Origin of the sequence: Streptomyces sp. NBC_00885 (assembly GCF_045207475.1) — a bacterium.
Classification (GTDB): Bacteria; Actinomycetota; Actinomycetes; order Streptomycetales; family Streptomycetaceae; genus Streptomyces.
Genome location: NZ_CP108796.1, coordinates 6,839,047 through 6,852,090, shown reverse-complemented (window position 1 = coordinate 6,852,090; position 13,044 = coordinate 6,839,047). Strand labels below are relative to the sequence as shown.

Below are 13,044 nucleotides of genomic sequence, written 5' to 3'. Positions count from 1 at the left end.
AGGCTGGGTCCATGCTTTCCGAACCACGCTCAGGACGGCTGGCCGCATGGGGAAACGCCCTGTTGGCCGGATTTGTATCACCCGACGACGCGGCGCTCGCGATCGTCGGCGACGACGCGGTGCACCGGGTCGAAGGTCTGCCGGGCGAGACGGGCCCCGTCGGGCTCACCCTCGCGCTGGGGCGGATGCGGGCGCTCGGAGTGACCGGGTACCGGGTCGCGCTGCCCGCGCCGGGGCATCCGCTGGGGCTCAGTGGACCACCCGACTTCAACGCGCGGGCGTTCGACGCGGAGGAGGCCGTGGTCGCCTCGGGCGCGGCGTACGGGCTTGTGCCCGAGGTGTACGAGGCCGGGCCCGCGGGGGATGTGCACGTCGAGGTCGTCTGGCACTGCCTGCCGGTACGGGAGGCGCCACCGGCGGACGTGCCCTCGCTCGGGGAGGCGGAACGGGAGCTCGCGGAGGCCCTGCGGGATGCGACGGAGGTGCTGTCGCGCCTCGACGTGGCGGCGTCGGGTCCGGTGGCGGAGGCGGCGATCGACGCGTACCGGGCGCGGGCGTCGCGGGGCGTCGGCGAGACGCTGGCCCCCGGATATCCGCCGCGGGCGGTACGCGTGCTGGAGCTGGCCCAGCGGATCGGGCTGCTGATCTCGGTGGCGTACGAGAACGGGCACGGCGGAGCGGTGAGCGCGTCGGAGATGGCGGCGCGGGGGGAGGCGCTGCGGCCGGTGGAGCGGGTGGCGAGGCGGGCGCAGGTGGCGGCGTACAACGCGTATGTGGAGGAGCGGGAGCGGGAGCGCTGAGGGCCTCGCGGTGGGGGGATGGGTGCGGGTCGCCTGCGGCGGGCTTGTTCCCCACCCCGCCCCTTCCCGAACTGGGGGCAAGCCCCCAGACCCCCGTACGCGCTTCGCGCGTGTCCTCAAACGCCGGACGGGCTGAAATGTGCGGCCGAGCCGCACATTCCAGCCCGTCCGGCGTTTGAGGCGCGGGGGTACCGGACCGTCAGCCGTTGTAGCCCTCGTTGCCGAACGCCGGGTTCAGCGCGCCGATCACGTTGACCGTGTTGCCGACCACGTTCACCGGGACGTGGACGGGGACCTGGACCACGTTGCCCGAGAGGACACCCGGGGAGTTCACTGCGTAGGCGTCGGCGTACGCGCCGTCCGTGGCGGAGGCGACACCCGCGCCCGCGGCGAGCAGGCTGCCGGCGATCATGGTGAGGGCAGCGGCCTTCTTGACGTTCTTCACTTCGAAATCCTCCTGAGCATTCGCTGCGGCCGGCCGCCGCAGCACGCCATGGAGAACGCCGCCGAGTCGATCAGGATGCGCCGGACGGGTGACATACACCCGACAGTATGAATCTCGGATCGGAGTCAGACGGTCCGGTTAGTCCGTCAGACCATGTCTGACCGCCCACAACGCCGCCTGCGTGCGATCCGCCAGGTCCAGCTTCATCAGGATGTTCGAGACGTGCGTCTTGACGGTCTTCTCCGACAGGACGAGCGCGCGGGCGATCTCCCGGTTGGAGCGGCCGTCGGCGATCAGGCCCAGGACCTCGCGCTCGCGTTCGGTGAGGGTGGTGCTGCGGCCCGTCCCGCTGCCCTGGTCGTCCTGGGACAGAAGAGCGCCCGCGACCTCCGGCTGGAGCAGCACATGGCCCGCGTGGACCGAGCGGATGGCGCCGGCCAGCGCCTCGGGGTCGACGTCCTTGTACACGTAGCCCGAAGCGCCCGCGCGCAACGCGGGGACGACCGTGCGCTGTTCGGTGAAGCTCGTGACGATCAACACCTTGGCGGGGTTGGCCAGTTCACGCATTTTGCGGAGCGCGTCGATGCCGTCCATGCCGGGCATCTTGACGTCCATCAGGACGACGTCCGGCTTCAACTCCTCGGCGCGGGCGACACCTTCAGCCCCGTCCGCCGCTTCGCCGACGACCTCGATGTCGTCCTGGACCTCGAGGAAGGTGCGCAGGCCGCGGCGGACCACCTGGTGGTCGTCGACCAGGAGGACGTGAATCGTCTTGTCAGCCACCGGGGACCTCCATCTCGATCGTCGTGCCCTTTCCGGGCGCTGATTGAACGGTGAGCACTCCGCCGACGCCGCTCGCCCGGTCCCGCATCGAGACGAGTCCCAGATGGCGGCCCGCGCGGCGGACGGCCGTCGGCTCGAAGCCCCTGCCGTTGTCGGTGACGCTGAGGACCGTGCCCTGGCCCCGGCGGACCAGCGCCACATCGACCTCGCCCGCGCCGGAGTGCCGCAGGGCATTGTGCAGCGCCTCCTGGGCGACCCGGAGCAGAGCCTCCTCCTGGGCGGCCGGCAGGGCGCGGATGCCGCGGCTGTCGAAGGTGACCTTGGCGCTGTGCGCGCGGTCCAGGACCTGGATATGCGTACGGAGGGTGTTGACCAGGCCGTCCTCGTCGAGGGCGGCGGGGCGCAACTCCACCACCGCGGCGCGCAGTTCGTCCGCGGCCTCGGCGGCGAGCACGGCCACCTGCTGCAGTTCCCCCTTGGCGCGAGCCGGATCGCGGTCCACCAGGGAGGCCGCGGCCTGTGCGGTGAGGCGGAGTGAGAAGAGCTTCTGGCTCACCGCGTCGTGCAGCTCGTGGGCGAGGCGGGAGCGCTCCTCGGCGATCGTGAGCTCGCGGCTGCGCTCGTAGAGCCGGGCGTTGGTCAGGGCTATCGCCGCGTGCTGGGCGAGGATCGAGAGGAGTTCCTCGTCCTCTTCCGTGAAGCCGCAGCTGCCTTGCGGCTTCGGGCACCTCTTGTTCGCGAGGAACAGCGCGCCGATCGTCTCCTCGCCGTCCTTGACGGGCAGGCCGAGGAAGTCGGACATGTCCGGGTGTGCGGCCGGCCAGCCCTCGAAGCGGGGGTCTGTGCGGACGTCCGCGAGCCGCTCGGTCTTCGCGTCGCGCAGCATCGCGGCGAGGATGCCGTGCTGGCGCGGGAGCGGGCCGATCGCCTTCCACTGCGCGTCGGTGACGCCGTCGACCACGAACTGCGCGAAGCCTCCGTGGTCGTCGGGCACGCCCAGCGCCGCGTACTCGGCGTCGAGGAGCTCGCGCGCGGACGCCACGATCGTCTTCAGGACGTCACGCACCTCGAGATGCCTGCTCATCGCGAGGAGGGCGGTGCTCACGGCTGCCAGGCCCGAGCTGGGTCGATGGCTCATGACCTCACCGTACCGGCGGGGTGTGACAGTGCGTATCGGCCCGGGGACGGGGCCGCTCAGGACTGAGGTCGTAGGTCGAAGTGCCTTGTCCGGTGGGGCCCCGCGCACGAGGCGGCGGGCCAGGCCGCGTTCCTACGTTGGGGACATCGAAGCGGAACGGCGCACGAGCCGGACAAGGGGATGGACATCATGCCGGTAGCGGTGATCACTGGAGCTTCCAAGGGACTGGGGCGCGCTCTCGCGGAGGCCCTGGCCGAGCGCGGCTGGGACGTGGTGCTGGGGGCCAGGACCGCGCGTGTCCTTCAGGAGAGCGCGCGTCACATCGGTACGGCGTACGGGACGCGGGTGGTGGCGGTGGCGGGGGATGTCACCGATGCCGGGCACCGTACGGAGCTGGTGGCCGCGGCCCGCGGGCTCGGCGGGCTCGATCTGCTGGTGAGCAACGCGAGCGCGCTGGGCGCCGAGCCGCTGGTGCGGCTGGAGGCGCTGCCGCTGGACGGACTGCGGGCGGCCCTGGAGACGAATGTGGTGGCGGCGCTCGGCCTCGTACAGGAGGCACTGCCGCTGCTGCGCGCGGCCGAGGCGGGCACGGTGATCGCGGTCAGCTCGGACGCCGCGGCGGAGGCGTACGAGACATGGGGCGGCTACGGGGCGTCAAAGGCGGCGCTCGACCATCTCGCGGCGGTCCTCGCGGTCGAGGAGCCGGAGCTGCGGGTGTGGACGGTCGACCCGGGTGACATGCAGACGGACCTCTACGCCGCGGCCGTGCCCGGCGACGACGATCCGCGCCCCTCGCCCGACTCGGTGGTACCGGGCTTCCTGCGCCTGCTGGACGAACGGCCGGTGAGCGGCCGCTACACCGCCCCCGCGCTGCTCCAGGTGGCTCGATGAAAGCCGGGCCGACAACGGGAGGCGCCGCCGTGCTGGAGGCCCTGGTGGTGCCCGACGAGCTCTCGGCCCGCGTGCCCCCGGAGGTGCGCGGCTCCGGGCGGGACGACGTGCGGCTGATGGTCTCGCGCGGGACGGAGGTGTCCCACCACGCCTTCCGGGACCTGCCCGGGCAGCTGCGGGCCGGTGACGTCCTGGTGGTCAACACGTCCACCACACTGCCCGCCGCCGTCAACGGGAGGGTCGGCGGCGAGGCGGTCGTCGTGCACTTCTCGACCCGCGGTGACGACGGGCGCTGGGCGGTGGAGCTGCGCAGCCCCGACGGCTCGGGCAGCACCGTGAGGCGTGCCGGGGGCCCTGTGGGGGCCGTCGTCCGTCTTCCCGGGGGCGAGCACCTCGTACTGGACGCGCCTCTGGTCCCCGGCGCGGACCGGCTGTGGTGGGCGAAGGTGTCCGCGGCCGTACCGGGACTGCTGTACCGGTACGGCCGCCCCATCCGCTACCGGTACACGGCACAGGATCAGCCCCTGTCCGCGTATCAGACGGTCTTCGCGCTCCCCTCCCACGGCGGCGAGGGTTCGGCGGAGATGCCGAGCGCGGCGCGGCCCTTCACGGCAGGGCTGGTGGCGGAGCTGGTGAGCCGTGGTGTGCAGTTCGCTCCGCTCACCCTGCATACGGGGGTGGCCTCGGCGGAGGCGCACGAGCCGCCGTATCCGGAGCGCTTCGAGGTGCCGGCGACGACGGCGGGTCTGGTGAACGCCGCGCGGGCGGGCGGAGGGAGGGTCCTCGCGGTCGGCACGACGGTCGTACGCGCCCTGGAGTCGGCCGTGGACGAGGGCGGCGTGGTGCGGGCGGTCGCGGGCTGGACGGACCTGGTCATCACGCCGGGGCGCGGGGTGCGTGCCGTGGACGGGCTGCTGACCGGGCTGCACGAGCCGGAGGCCTCGCATCTGCTGATGCTGGAGGCGATCGCCGGGCGCGAGGCGCTGGGCCGTTCGTACACCGAGGCGCTCCGGAGTCTCTATCTCTGGCACGAGTTCGGCGACATCCACCTCATTCTTCCAACGACACTCCTCACGCTTTGAATTGCTGAAGCAACACCTGGTGAAACCGTTATCCGCCCAATGTGAGCCCGCACATAGGACGCAGATCACTTACGAACGTCTCTAGTGGATATATAAAGGACGCGTGAGCGGGAACTATGCAGGAGGAACGGCACCATTCGGACACCCTGATCCACTATTGCGGATAGTACGTCACACCTTTGCCACAGCATTTTGCTGGCGCTAAGAATTGCAGCCGTCGCCCGCCGAGGAGCGCAGCGCCGCCCCGGCCTGATGCGACTTCCGCTATTCGAAGAGGTACGACTGTATGTCCGCGTCCAGCACCCGCCTGACCAAGACTCACAAGGTCTCGATCGCCGGCATCGCCGCCGCCGCCGTTGCAGCCGTCACGTTCTCCCTCGTTCCGGGCAACGCATCCGCCGGCACGGAGACCGAGGCCCTGACCTCCACCCCCGTCGCCCAGACGAGCGTCGCCAAGCAGCAGACGGCCCTCGCTGCCAAGGCCAAGGCTGACGCCGCTGCCGCCAAGGCCAAGGCTGAGGCCGCCGCGAAGGCCAAGGCCGCCGCTGCCGCCAAGGCCAAGGCCGCTGCCGCGAAGAAGAAGGCCGAAGCCGCGGCCAAGAAGAAGGCCGCCGCCAAGGCCGCAGCGAAGGCCGCAGCGAAGAAGCGCGCGAAGCAGCAGGCCGCCAGCCGTGCCGCCGCTCGCAAGCCGATCTTCGCCAACAACCTTGACGGCTGGATCAAGGAGTCGCTGTCCATCATGAAGAAGCACGGCATCCCGGGCACGTACAACGGGCTGCACCGCAACATCATGCGTGAGTCCAGCGGCAACCCGAACGCCATCAACAACTGGGACATCAACGCGATCAACGGCGTCCCGTCGATCGGCCTGCTGCAGGTCATCAAGCCGACGTTCGACGCGTACCACGTCGCCGGCACCAAGCACAGCCAGTACGACCCGGTCGCCAACATCGTCGCCGCGGCCAACTACGCCGCCGACCGTTACGGCTCGATCGACAACGTCAACAGCGCCTACTGAGCCGACCTGACGCGAAGCTCAGCAGACGCCGGAGGGCGGCACCCAGTGCGGGGTGCCGCCCTTCGGCGTATCGCTGATGGCGCTCTGGCGGATGGCGCTTACTTGCGCATGACCTCCGGCTCGTGGCGGCGCAGCAGCCGCCCGACCGCGACACCGCAGATGACCGCGATCACCAGCAGGATGGTGATGTTCATGCCCCACTGGCCTGCCGAGTGCTCCCACAGGGGGTCCAGGTCGTTGGGCTTGTTCGGGTCCCACGGCGGCATCAGGTGCGAGAGGTCGAGCGTCGCGCCCGCACCGGCGATCGCCCAGCGGGACGGCATCAGCCAGGCGAACTGCTCCAGGCCGGGCGAACCGTAGACCTGGAAGAGGATGCCGGTGAAGACGACCTGGACGATGGCGAACATGACCAGCAGCGGCATGGTCTTCTCGGCGGTCTTCACCAGCGAGGAGATGACCAGGCCGAACATCATCGAGGTGAAGCCCAGCGCGATGACAACGAGGCAGATCTCGACGGCCGGCGGCATGATCAGGCCCTCTGCGGGCAGCTCGCGGGTGGCGAAGCCGATGGCGCAGATGATGACACCCTGAATGGCCGTGATCACGCCGAGGACGATCACCTTGGACATCAGGTACGCCGAGCGGGCCAGGCCGGTGGCCCGTTCCCGTTCGTAGATGACCCGTTCCTTGATCAGTTCTCGTACGGAGTTGGCCGCGCCCGAGAAGCACATGCCGACCGCGAGAATCAGCATGATGGTGCCCGCGTCGCCGTTGAACTTGCTCGGCGGTGTGGGCGGCGCGAGGCCGAACTTCGCCGGTATGACCACGCTGACCAGGCCGAGGACCGCGGGCAGGATGACCATCAGGCCCATGAAGCCCTTGTCGGACGCGATGACCGAGGAGTAGCGGCGGATCAGCGTCCACAGCTGGGAGCCCCAGCTCTGCGGCTTCGGCGGGCGCATCTGCTGCGGCGGCGGCATGTGCACCGACTGCGCGGCGACGGCGTCGATGTCGGCCGCGTACATCTGGTAGTGCTGCGAGCCGCGCCAGCGGCCCGCCCAGTCGTAGTCGCGGTAGTTCTCGAACGCCGAGAAGACATCGGCCCAAGTGCTGTAGCCGAAGAAGTTGAGCGCTTCCTCCGGCGGACCGAAGTACGCCACCGCGCCGCCGGGGGCCATGACGAGGAGCTTGTCGCACAGCGCCAGCTCGGCCACGGAGTGGGTGACCACCAGGACCGTACGGCCGTCGTCGGCGAGGCCGCGCAGCAGCTGCATGACATCGCGGTCCATGCCCGGGTCGAGGCCGGAGGTCGGCTCGTCCAGGAATATCAGCGACGGCTTGGTCAGCAGCTCCAGGGCGACGGAGACGCGCTTGCGCTGGCCGCCGGAGAGCGAAGTGACCTTCTTTTCCTTGTGGATGTCGAGCTTGAGCTCGCGCAGCACCTCGTCGATACGGGCCTCGCGCTCGGCCTCGGCGGTGTCGCCGGGGAAGCGGAGCTTGGCCGCGTACTTGAGCGCCTTACGGACGGTGAGTTCCTTGTGCAGGATGTCGTCCTGCGGGACCAGACCGATGCGCTGGCGCAGTTCGGCGAACTGCTTGTAGAGGCTGCGGTTGTCGTAGAGGACGTCGCCCTGGTTGGCGGGCCGGTAGCCGGTGAGCGCCTTGAGCAGGGTGGACTTGCCGGAGCCCGAGGGACCGATGACGCCGATGAGCGACTTCTCCGGTACGCCGAAGGAGACGTCCCGCAGGATCTGCTTGCCGCCGTCGACCGTCACCGTGAGGTGGCGGGCGGAGAAGGAGACCTCACCGGTGTCGACGAACTCCTCGAGCCGGTCACCGACGAGACGGAACGTCGAGTGGCCGACGCCGACGATGTCGTTGGGGCCGATGAGCACCGTGCCGGACTTGGCTATCGGCTGACCGTTGACGTACGTGCCGTTGTGGGATCCAAGGTCCCGGATCTCGAAGCGGCCGTCGGGCGTGGCCACGAACTCGGCGTGGTGGCGCGAGACCTGGAGGTCGGAGACGACCAGTTCGTTCTCGAGCGCACGACCGATACGCATCACGCGGCCCAGCGACAGCTGGTGGAAGGTGGTCGGGCTGCGGTCCCCGTACACCGGCGGGGCCCCCGCGACACCGCCGGCACCGCCGGGTCCTTGCTGGTGCGGGACCTGCGCCTTGGGCTGCGGCCAGGCTTGTTGCGGCTGTTGGGCAGCGGCCTGCGGCTGCTGCTGCCAGGCCTGTTGCGGCTGGGCCGGGGCCTGGTGGGCCGGGGCCTGCTGCTGCTGCGGTGTCTGCTGGGGCGCGGCACCCTGGGCGCTGTAGGCGCCGGCCGCCGCGGCCGAGAGGTTCAGCCTGGGGCCGTCGGTGGCATTGCCCAGGTGCACGGCCGAGCCGGGGCCGATCTCCATCTGATGGATCCGCTGGCCCTGCAGGTACGTGCCGTTGGTGCTGCCGTGGTCCTCGATCACCCAACTGCGGCCGCCCCAGCTGATGCTGGCGTGCCGCCACGAGACCCTTGCGTCGTCGATCACCAGGTCGCCCTGCGGATCACGTCCGAGGGTGTATGACCTGGACGGATCGAGAGTCCAGGTCCTTCCGTTCAATTCCAGTACGAGTTCCGGCACTCCATGCCCCACTAGTTGTCCCCCGAGTTACCCCCATCACTGGGAGTCTAGGGATGGCGAACATCGTGAGGAACTATTTCAGGCGTCGTCCCGCATCCGAAAGCCGGGCTGCGTGAAGACCGTGTCCGGGATGACCGTTGACGGAGGAGAAACGCGCACGGAGCATGGTAAGCGCCCATGAGTGCGTACGGATCATGCGCGAATGGGGGTAACTGGGGCAAACCCAGCAAGGATCGGGGGGTCCGATGGACGCAGGCGGCGGTGGCGAGAGGGTGCCATGGGTCGATGTGCTGCTGGCGTCGATTGCCGCGGTGAGCTGGGCGCTCGTGGCAATGGCGGGCGCGGCCGCGCTCGGACTGCATCTGCTGGGAGCGGATTCGGCGGGGTCGCTCGGGCCGATGACCGCGGCGGTGGTGGTGCTCGCGGTGGGCGGATCGGTCACTCCCACAGGCGATGTGTCCGCGTTCGGGCTGGAAGGCGCGCAGGCGCGGACGGCCGTCGAGATCACGCCACTTGGGATCGGTCTCGTCGGGGCACTGTTCCTTGCGTACCTCTTTCTACGTTCGCTGCGGCGGGCGGGGCCCTGCATCTCGGGGAGTGAACTCGCCGCGCGGGCGGGCGGGGTGGTGATCCTCTTCGTCGCGACGGTCGGCGGCTTGGCGTGGGCAGGTCACGACGTCATCACGATCGACGGAGCGGAGCTGGGTCTTGCCGATCTGCCGGGCGGCGGGGGCGGGGGCGACGGCGGCATCGAGGTGCCGGGGCTCGGCGACATCGGTGACATCGGAGGGCTGCTGCCGGACCGGCTCGGGGACTTGGTGGACGCGAAGGCGGCGGTGGGGTACAGCGTGAACACCGCGGATTCGCTGGCGGGCGCGCTGTTCTGGGTGCTCGGGGTGCTTGTCGTCGCGCTGCTCGCCTCGCGCCGTTCGCCGCTGCCGGGCGGGGCTCTGGCCGCGGCGGTGCGGCGGAACGTACGCCCGGCGGCGTCCGCGCTGGTGTCGGTGCTGCTGGTCGCGGTCCTCGCGGGGTACGCGGCTGCGGGGTACGCGGCGATCGGCGACGACCACCCGAAAAGGATCGCGGGCGCCGCGCTGCTCGGGGCGCCGAACGGGGTCTGGCTCGGTGTGCCGCTGGGGCTGTTCGTGCCGTGGGACGGCAAGGCGACGGGCGAGCTCGCGAAACTGCTGCCGGATCCCCTCGACGAACTGCTGAGGGTGTCCGCGGACGAGCCCGTGACCGTCGGCAGGCTGGCCGAGCTGGACGGGCGGGTGTGGCTGCTGGCCGTGGCGGCTGCGGTGATGATGCTGTACGCGGGGGTGCTGGCGGCGGCCCGTACGCCTGGGGGCGGCGGCGTTTTTGAGTTTGCGGGACGGTGCGCGGTGCGGCTGGGCCTGGTCACGGCCCTGGCCCTGCCTCTGCTGGTGTGGCTGACCGATGTCTCGGCGGACGCGTCGCTGTCGGTGCTCGGCTTCGACGCGTTCGGCGCGGGCATCGAGCTGCACGGGGCGCTGGGGATGGCTCTGCTGCTGGGGGCGGTGTGGGGGGCCGGGGCCGGTGGGCTGGGGGCGGTGCTGGTGTACGTGACGCGGGGTGGCGGCGTGGCGGAGATGGCGGCGCCGGGGCGTTCGGCGCCGGCGGCGGATGTGCCGGGGCCGTACCGTCCGGCGCCGCCGTACCGGCCGTCGAACGACGACACGAACCCGTATCTCCGTCCTCCGCCGGAGATCCACGGCGCGCCGACGATGGCGGGCCCTTTCCCGCCCCCTCCCCCGCCTCCACCACGCCCGCGCCCCCGTCCACCGGTGCCCCCGGAGGACGGCCCACCCCCTCCGCGCCCACCGGCGGGGGGCCGCTGAGGTCGCACCGGGGTGCGGGTCGCGGGGGTGCCCGGAGCGGTGTCGGTGACCGTTTGGGGGCCGCCCCGCGCCGCGGGGAGCCGTCCGGCGGTACGGGTCGCGGGGTTCCCCGGTGCCGTGGGCGCGCCGTTTGGGGTCCGCTCCGGGGTAGAGCCGGGACTGCACGATTTACGGCGCGTTTCTGGCGTGCTGTGCGGTGCGGGCGTCCACGCGCCACAAATCACGCTCTACGTCCCGACTCCACCCGCTCCACGGCCCCCTTGCCGGGTGGCCGCTTGGTCGCCCGCGCCGCGAAGCTGGCGCTTCGGGGGTTTGGGGGCGTCAGCCCCCACGTAACCCCAGGGGTCCGGGGCGCAGCCCCGGTTCGGGGAGGGGCGGGGTGGGGGAACAAACTCCCGCGCCCCGAAACCGGCGCCCTGGGGGTTCGCGGCCCAGCCCGCTCCCGGACCCCCGCCGCGTCCGGCAGGCGGGACGGCCCGTCTCGTCCGCGCCCGCGCCCGATACGGTGGAAGCACCATGAGCGCATCGCAGACCTCCGACGTACGCACCCTCCTCGTCAAGATCTTCGGGAAGGACCGTCCCGGGATCACCGCCGGGCTCTTCGACACCCTCGCCGCCTACTCCGTCGATGTCGTCGACATCGAGCAGGTCGTCACCCGGGGCCGCATCGTGCTGTGCGCCCTCGTCACCGCGCCGACCGACGGTGTCGCCACCGAGGGGGAGCTCCGGGCCACCGTCCACAGCTGGGCCGAGTCGCTGAAGCTGCAGGCCGAGATCATCTCGGGCACCGGCGACAACCGCCCCCGTGGCAGCGGACGTTCGCATGTCACCGTCCTCGGGCACCCGCTGACCGCCGAGTCGACCGCCGCCATAGCGGCGATGATCACCGCCACCGGCGGGAACATCGACCGGATCTTCCGGCTGGCCAAGTATCCGGTCACCGCGGTGGAGTTCGCGGTGTCCGGTGCGGAGACCGAGGCGCTGCGGACCGTGCTGGCGACCGAGGCCGCCGGGATCGGGGTCGATGTCGCCGTCGTCTCGGCGGGGCTGCACCGTCGTGCGCAGCGGCTGGTCGTGATGGATGTGGACTCGACGCTCATCCAGGACGAGGTCATCGAGCTGTTCGCGGCGCACGCGGGCTGTGAGGACAAGGTCGCCGAGGTCACGGCCGCCGCGATGCGCGGGGAGCTGGACTTCGAGCAGTCGCTGCACGCGCGCGTGGCGCTGCTCACCGGGCTCGACGCCTCGGTGGTGGACAAGGTGCGCGCGGAGGTGCGGATGACTCCTGGCGCCCGCACCCTGATCCGTACGCTCAAGCGGCTCGGCTTCCAAGTGGGCGTCGTGTCCGGCGGGTTCACGCAGGTCACGGACGACCTCAAGGAGCGCCTCGGGCTCGATTTCGCCTCGGCGAACACGCTGGAGATCGTGGACGGGAAGCTCACGGGCCGGGTGACCGGCGAGATCGTGGACCGTGCGGGCAAGGCGCGGCTGCTGCGGCGGTTCGCCGCGGAGGCGGGTGTGCCGCTCGCGCAGACCGTCGCGATCGGCGACGGCGCGAATGATCTGGACATGCTGAACGCGGCCGGTCTGGGCGTGGCCTTCAACGCCAAGCCCGTGGTCCGCCGCGCCGCCCACACCGCGGTCAATGTGCCGTTCCTGGACACCGTGCTGTATCTGCTGGGCATCACCCGCGAAGAGGTCGAGGCCGCGGACGACCCGGGCGCGGAGCACTGACTCGTCACGCGGAAGGCCCCGGTGCGAGGACTCGCGCCGGGGCCGTTTGTCGGATCGGGGCTGTTACTCGTGAGGCGCCCAGTAGTCGAGCAGCGTGCCCACACCGTGCTCCACCGACTTCCAGGAGCCGGTGAAGCCGACCACCGCGAACGCCCCGGTCGGGAAGCCGGTCTTGGTCATCCGGGCCGGTGCTTCGCCCTCGGCCTTGCCCGCGAGCGCGTCCGCGAGGGCGTGCATCCCGGGGTTGTGGCCGATGACGAGCAGCTCGTTCACCTCGTCGGGGGTCTCGTTCAGCAGCGCGAGAAGTTCGCCGAGGGAGGCGTCGTACAGCCGCTCCTCGTACACCGTTTTCGGGCGATGCGGCAGCTCGTGGACCGCCAGCTTCCAGGTCTCGCGGGTTCTGCTCGCGGTCGAGCACAGGGCCAGGTCGAAGGCGATACCTGTATCGGCCAGCTTGCGGCCGGCCACCGCCGCTTCCTGACGGCCGCGCTCGGCGAGCGGGCGGTCGTGGTCGGACACCTGCGGCCAGTCCGCCTTCGCATGCCTAAGGAGGACGATCCTGCGGGATTCGGGAGATCCGGGGGCTGTCCCCCCGGAAGACACGGCGTCGCTCATGCTCCCCAGCTTCGCATGAAATGAGCCAGCGGGCGCAGGGTGTTGGCGTGCT

Annotated in this window: 11 protein-coding genes; 6 read left to right on the top strand and 5 right to left on the bottom strand. The window is 70.9% G+C overall.

The genetic code is table 11. The features are described from left to right. Nucleotides 1–11: 11 nt before the first annotated feature. On the top strand, nucleotides 12–800 hold the full coding sequence (locus OHA61_RS31145) for a hypothetical protein (protein WP_406305839.1): 789 nt from the start codon (nucleotides 12–14) through the stop codon (nucleotides 798–800). Nucleotides 801–999: 199 nt separating this feature from the next. Here the strand turns inward: OHA61_RS31145 and OHA61_RS31140 are convergent, their stop codons facing one another. The 3 genes from OHA61_RS31140 to OHA61_RS31130 form a co-directional block, all read right to left on the bottom strand. After that, nucleotides 1,000–1,245 carry a chaplin family protein gene (locus OHA61_RS31140; RefSeq protein WP_324971992.1) on the bottom strand — a complete coding sequence of 82 codons (246 nt, stop codon included), beginning with the start codon at nucleotides 1,243–1,245 and terminating at the stop codon, nucleotides 1,000–1,002. A 138-nt stretch (nucleotides 1,246–1,383) separates the two neighbouring features. Then, nucleotides 1,384–2,028: a response regulator gene (locus tag OHA61_RS31135; protein ID WP_389369993.1), complete on the bottom strand. Its 645-nt coding sequence runs from the start codon at nucleotides 2,026–2,028 to the stop codon at nucleotides 1,384–1,386. Then, nucleotides 2,021–3,166: a GAF domain-containing sensor histidine kinase gene (locus OHA61_RS31130; protein ID WP_406305838.1), complete on the bottom strand. Its 1,146-nt coding sequence runs from the start codon at nucleotides 3,164–3,166 to the stop codon at nucleotides 2,021–2,023. Before OHA61_RS31130 ends, OHA61_RS31135 begins: the two co-directional genes overlap by 8 nt. Before the next feature lie 189 nt (nucleotides 3,167–3,355). Between OHA61_RS31130 and OHA61_RS31125 the strand changes: the two genes are divergently transcribed. From OHA61_RS31125 to OHA61_RS31115, 3 genes are all read left to right on the top strand, one after another. Continuing rightward, nucleotides 3,356–4,057, top strand: coding sequence for an SDR family NAD(P)-dependent oxidoreductase (locus OHA61_RS31125; protein WP_406305837.1), 702 nt, complete (start codon nucleotides 3,356–3,358; stop codon nucleotides 4,055–4,057). Further along, a complete protein-coding gene (locus OHA61_RS31120; protein WP_406305836.1) occupies nucleotides 4,054–5,139 on the top strand; it encodes an S-adenosylmethionine:tRNA ribosyltransferase-isomerase in 1,086 nt (361 codons plus the stop codon). The genes OHA61_RS31125 and OHA61_RS31120 overlap by 4 nt, the downstream gene beginning before the upstream one ends. A 286-nt stretch (nucleotides 5,140–5,425) precedes the next feature. Then, nucleotides 5,426–6,157 (top strand): transglycosylase SLT domain-containing protein, encoded by a 732-nt coding sequence (locus tag OHA61_RS31115; RefSeq protein WP_406305835.1) that lies wholly within the window; start codon nucleotides 5,426–5,428, stop codon nucleotides 6,155–6,157. A 98-nt stretch (nucleotides 6,158–6,255) separates the two neighbouring features. Here the strand turns inward: OHA61_RS31115 and OHA61_RS31110 are convergent, their stop codons facing one another. Further along, nucleotides 6,256–8,796 carry an FHA domain-containing protein gene (locus OHA61_RS31110; RefSeq protein ID WP_406305834.1) on the bottom strand — a complete coding sequence of 847 codons (2,541 nt, stop codon included), beginning with the start codon at nucleotides 8,794–8,796 and terminating at the stop codon, nucleotides 6,256–6,258. A gap of 233 nt (nucleotides 8,797–9,029) precedes the next feature. On the opposite strand from OHA61_RS31110, the gene OHA61_RS31105 reads away from it, so the two are divergent. Together OHA61_RS31105 and serB are read left to right on the top strand one after the other, a co-directional pair. Continuing rightward, complete coding sequence (locus OHA61_RS31105; RefSeq protein ID WP_406305833.1) at nucleotides 9,030–10,643, top strand: streptophobe family protein; 1,614 nt, start codon at nucleotides 9,030–9,032, stop codon at nucleotides 10,641–10,643. 516 nt (nucleotides 10,644–11,159) lie between these two features. After that, on the top strand, nucleotides 11,160–12,377 hold the full coding sequence (serB, locus tag OHA61_RS31100; protein WP_406305832.1) for a phosphoserine phosphatase SerB: 1,218 nt from the start codon (nucleotides 11,160–11,162) through the stop codon (nucleotides 12,375–12,377). Nucleotides 12,378–12,440: 63 nt separating this feature from the next. Here serB and OHA61_RS31095 read toward each other — a convergent pair whose 3' ends face one another. Then, nucleotides 12,441–12,992: a SixA phosphatase family protein gene (locus OHA61_RS31095; protein ID WP_406305831.1), complete on the bottom strand. Its 552-nt coding sequence runs from the start codon at nucleotides 12,990–12,992 to the stop codon at nucleotides 12,441–12,443. Between the last annotated feature and the right edge of the window lie 52 nt (nucleotides 12,993–13,044).

Bases quoted from the DNA above. Each gene is read 5' to 3' on its own strand.
- OHA61_RS31145 (WP_406305839.1), top strand. From the start codon at position 12: ATGCTTTCCGAACCACGCTCAGGACGGCTGGCCGCATGGGGAAACGCC.
- OHA61_RS31130 (WP_406305838.1), bottom strand. From the start codon at position 3,166: ATGAGCCATCGACCCAGCTCGGGCCTGGCAGCCGTGAGCACCGCCCTC.
- OHA61_RS31125 (WP_406305837.1), top strand. From the start codon at position 3,356: ATGCCGGTAGCGGTGATCACTGGAGCTTCCAAGGGACTGGGGCGCGCT.
- OHA61_RS31120 (WP_406305836.1), top strand. From the start codon at position 4,054: ATGAAAGCCGGGCCGACAACGGGAGGCGCCGCCGTGCTGGAGGCCCTG.
- OHA61_RS31115 (WP_406305835.1), top strand. From the start codon at position 5,426: ATGTCCGCGTCCAGCACCCGCCTGACCAAGACTCACAAGGTCTCGATC.
- OHA61_RS31105 (WP_406305833.1), top strand. From the start codon at position 9,030: ATGGACGCAGGCGGCGGTGGCGAGAGGGTGCCATGGGTCGATGTGCTG.
- serB (WP_406305832.1), top strand. From the start codon at position 11,160: ATGAGCGCATCGCAGACCTCCGACGTACGCACCCTCCTCGTCAAGATC.
- OHA61_RS31095 (WP_406305831.1), bottom strand. From the start codon at position 12,992: ATGAGCGACGCCGTGTCTTCCGGGGGGACAGCCCCCGGATCTCCCGAA.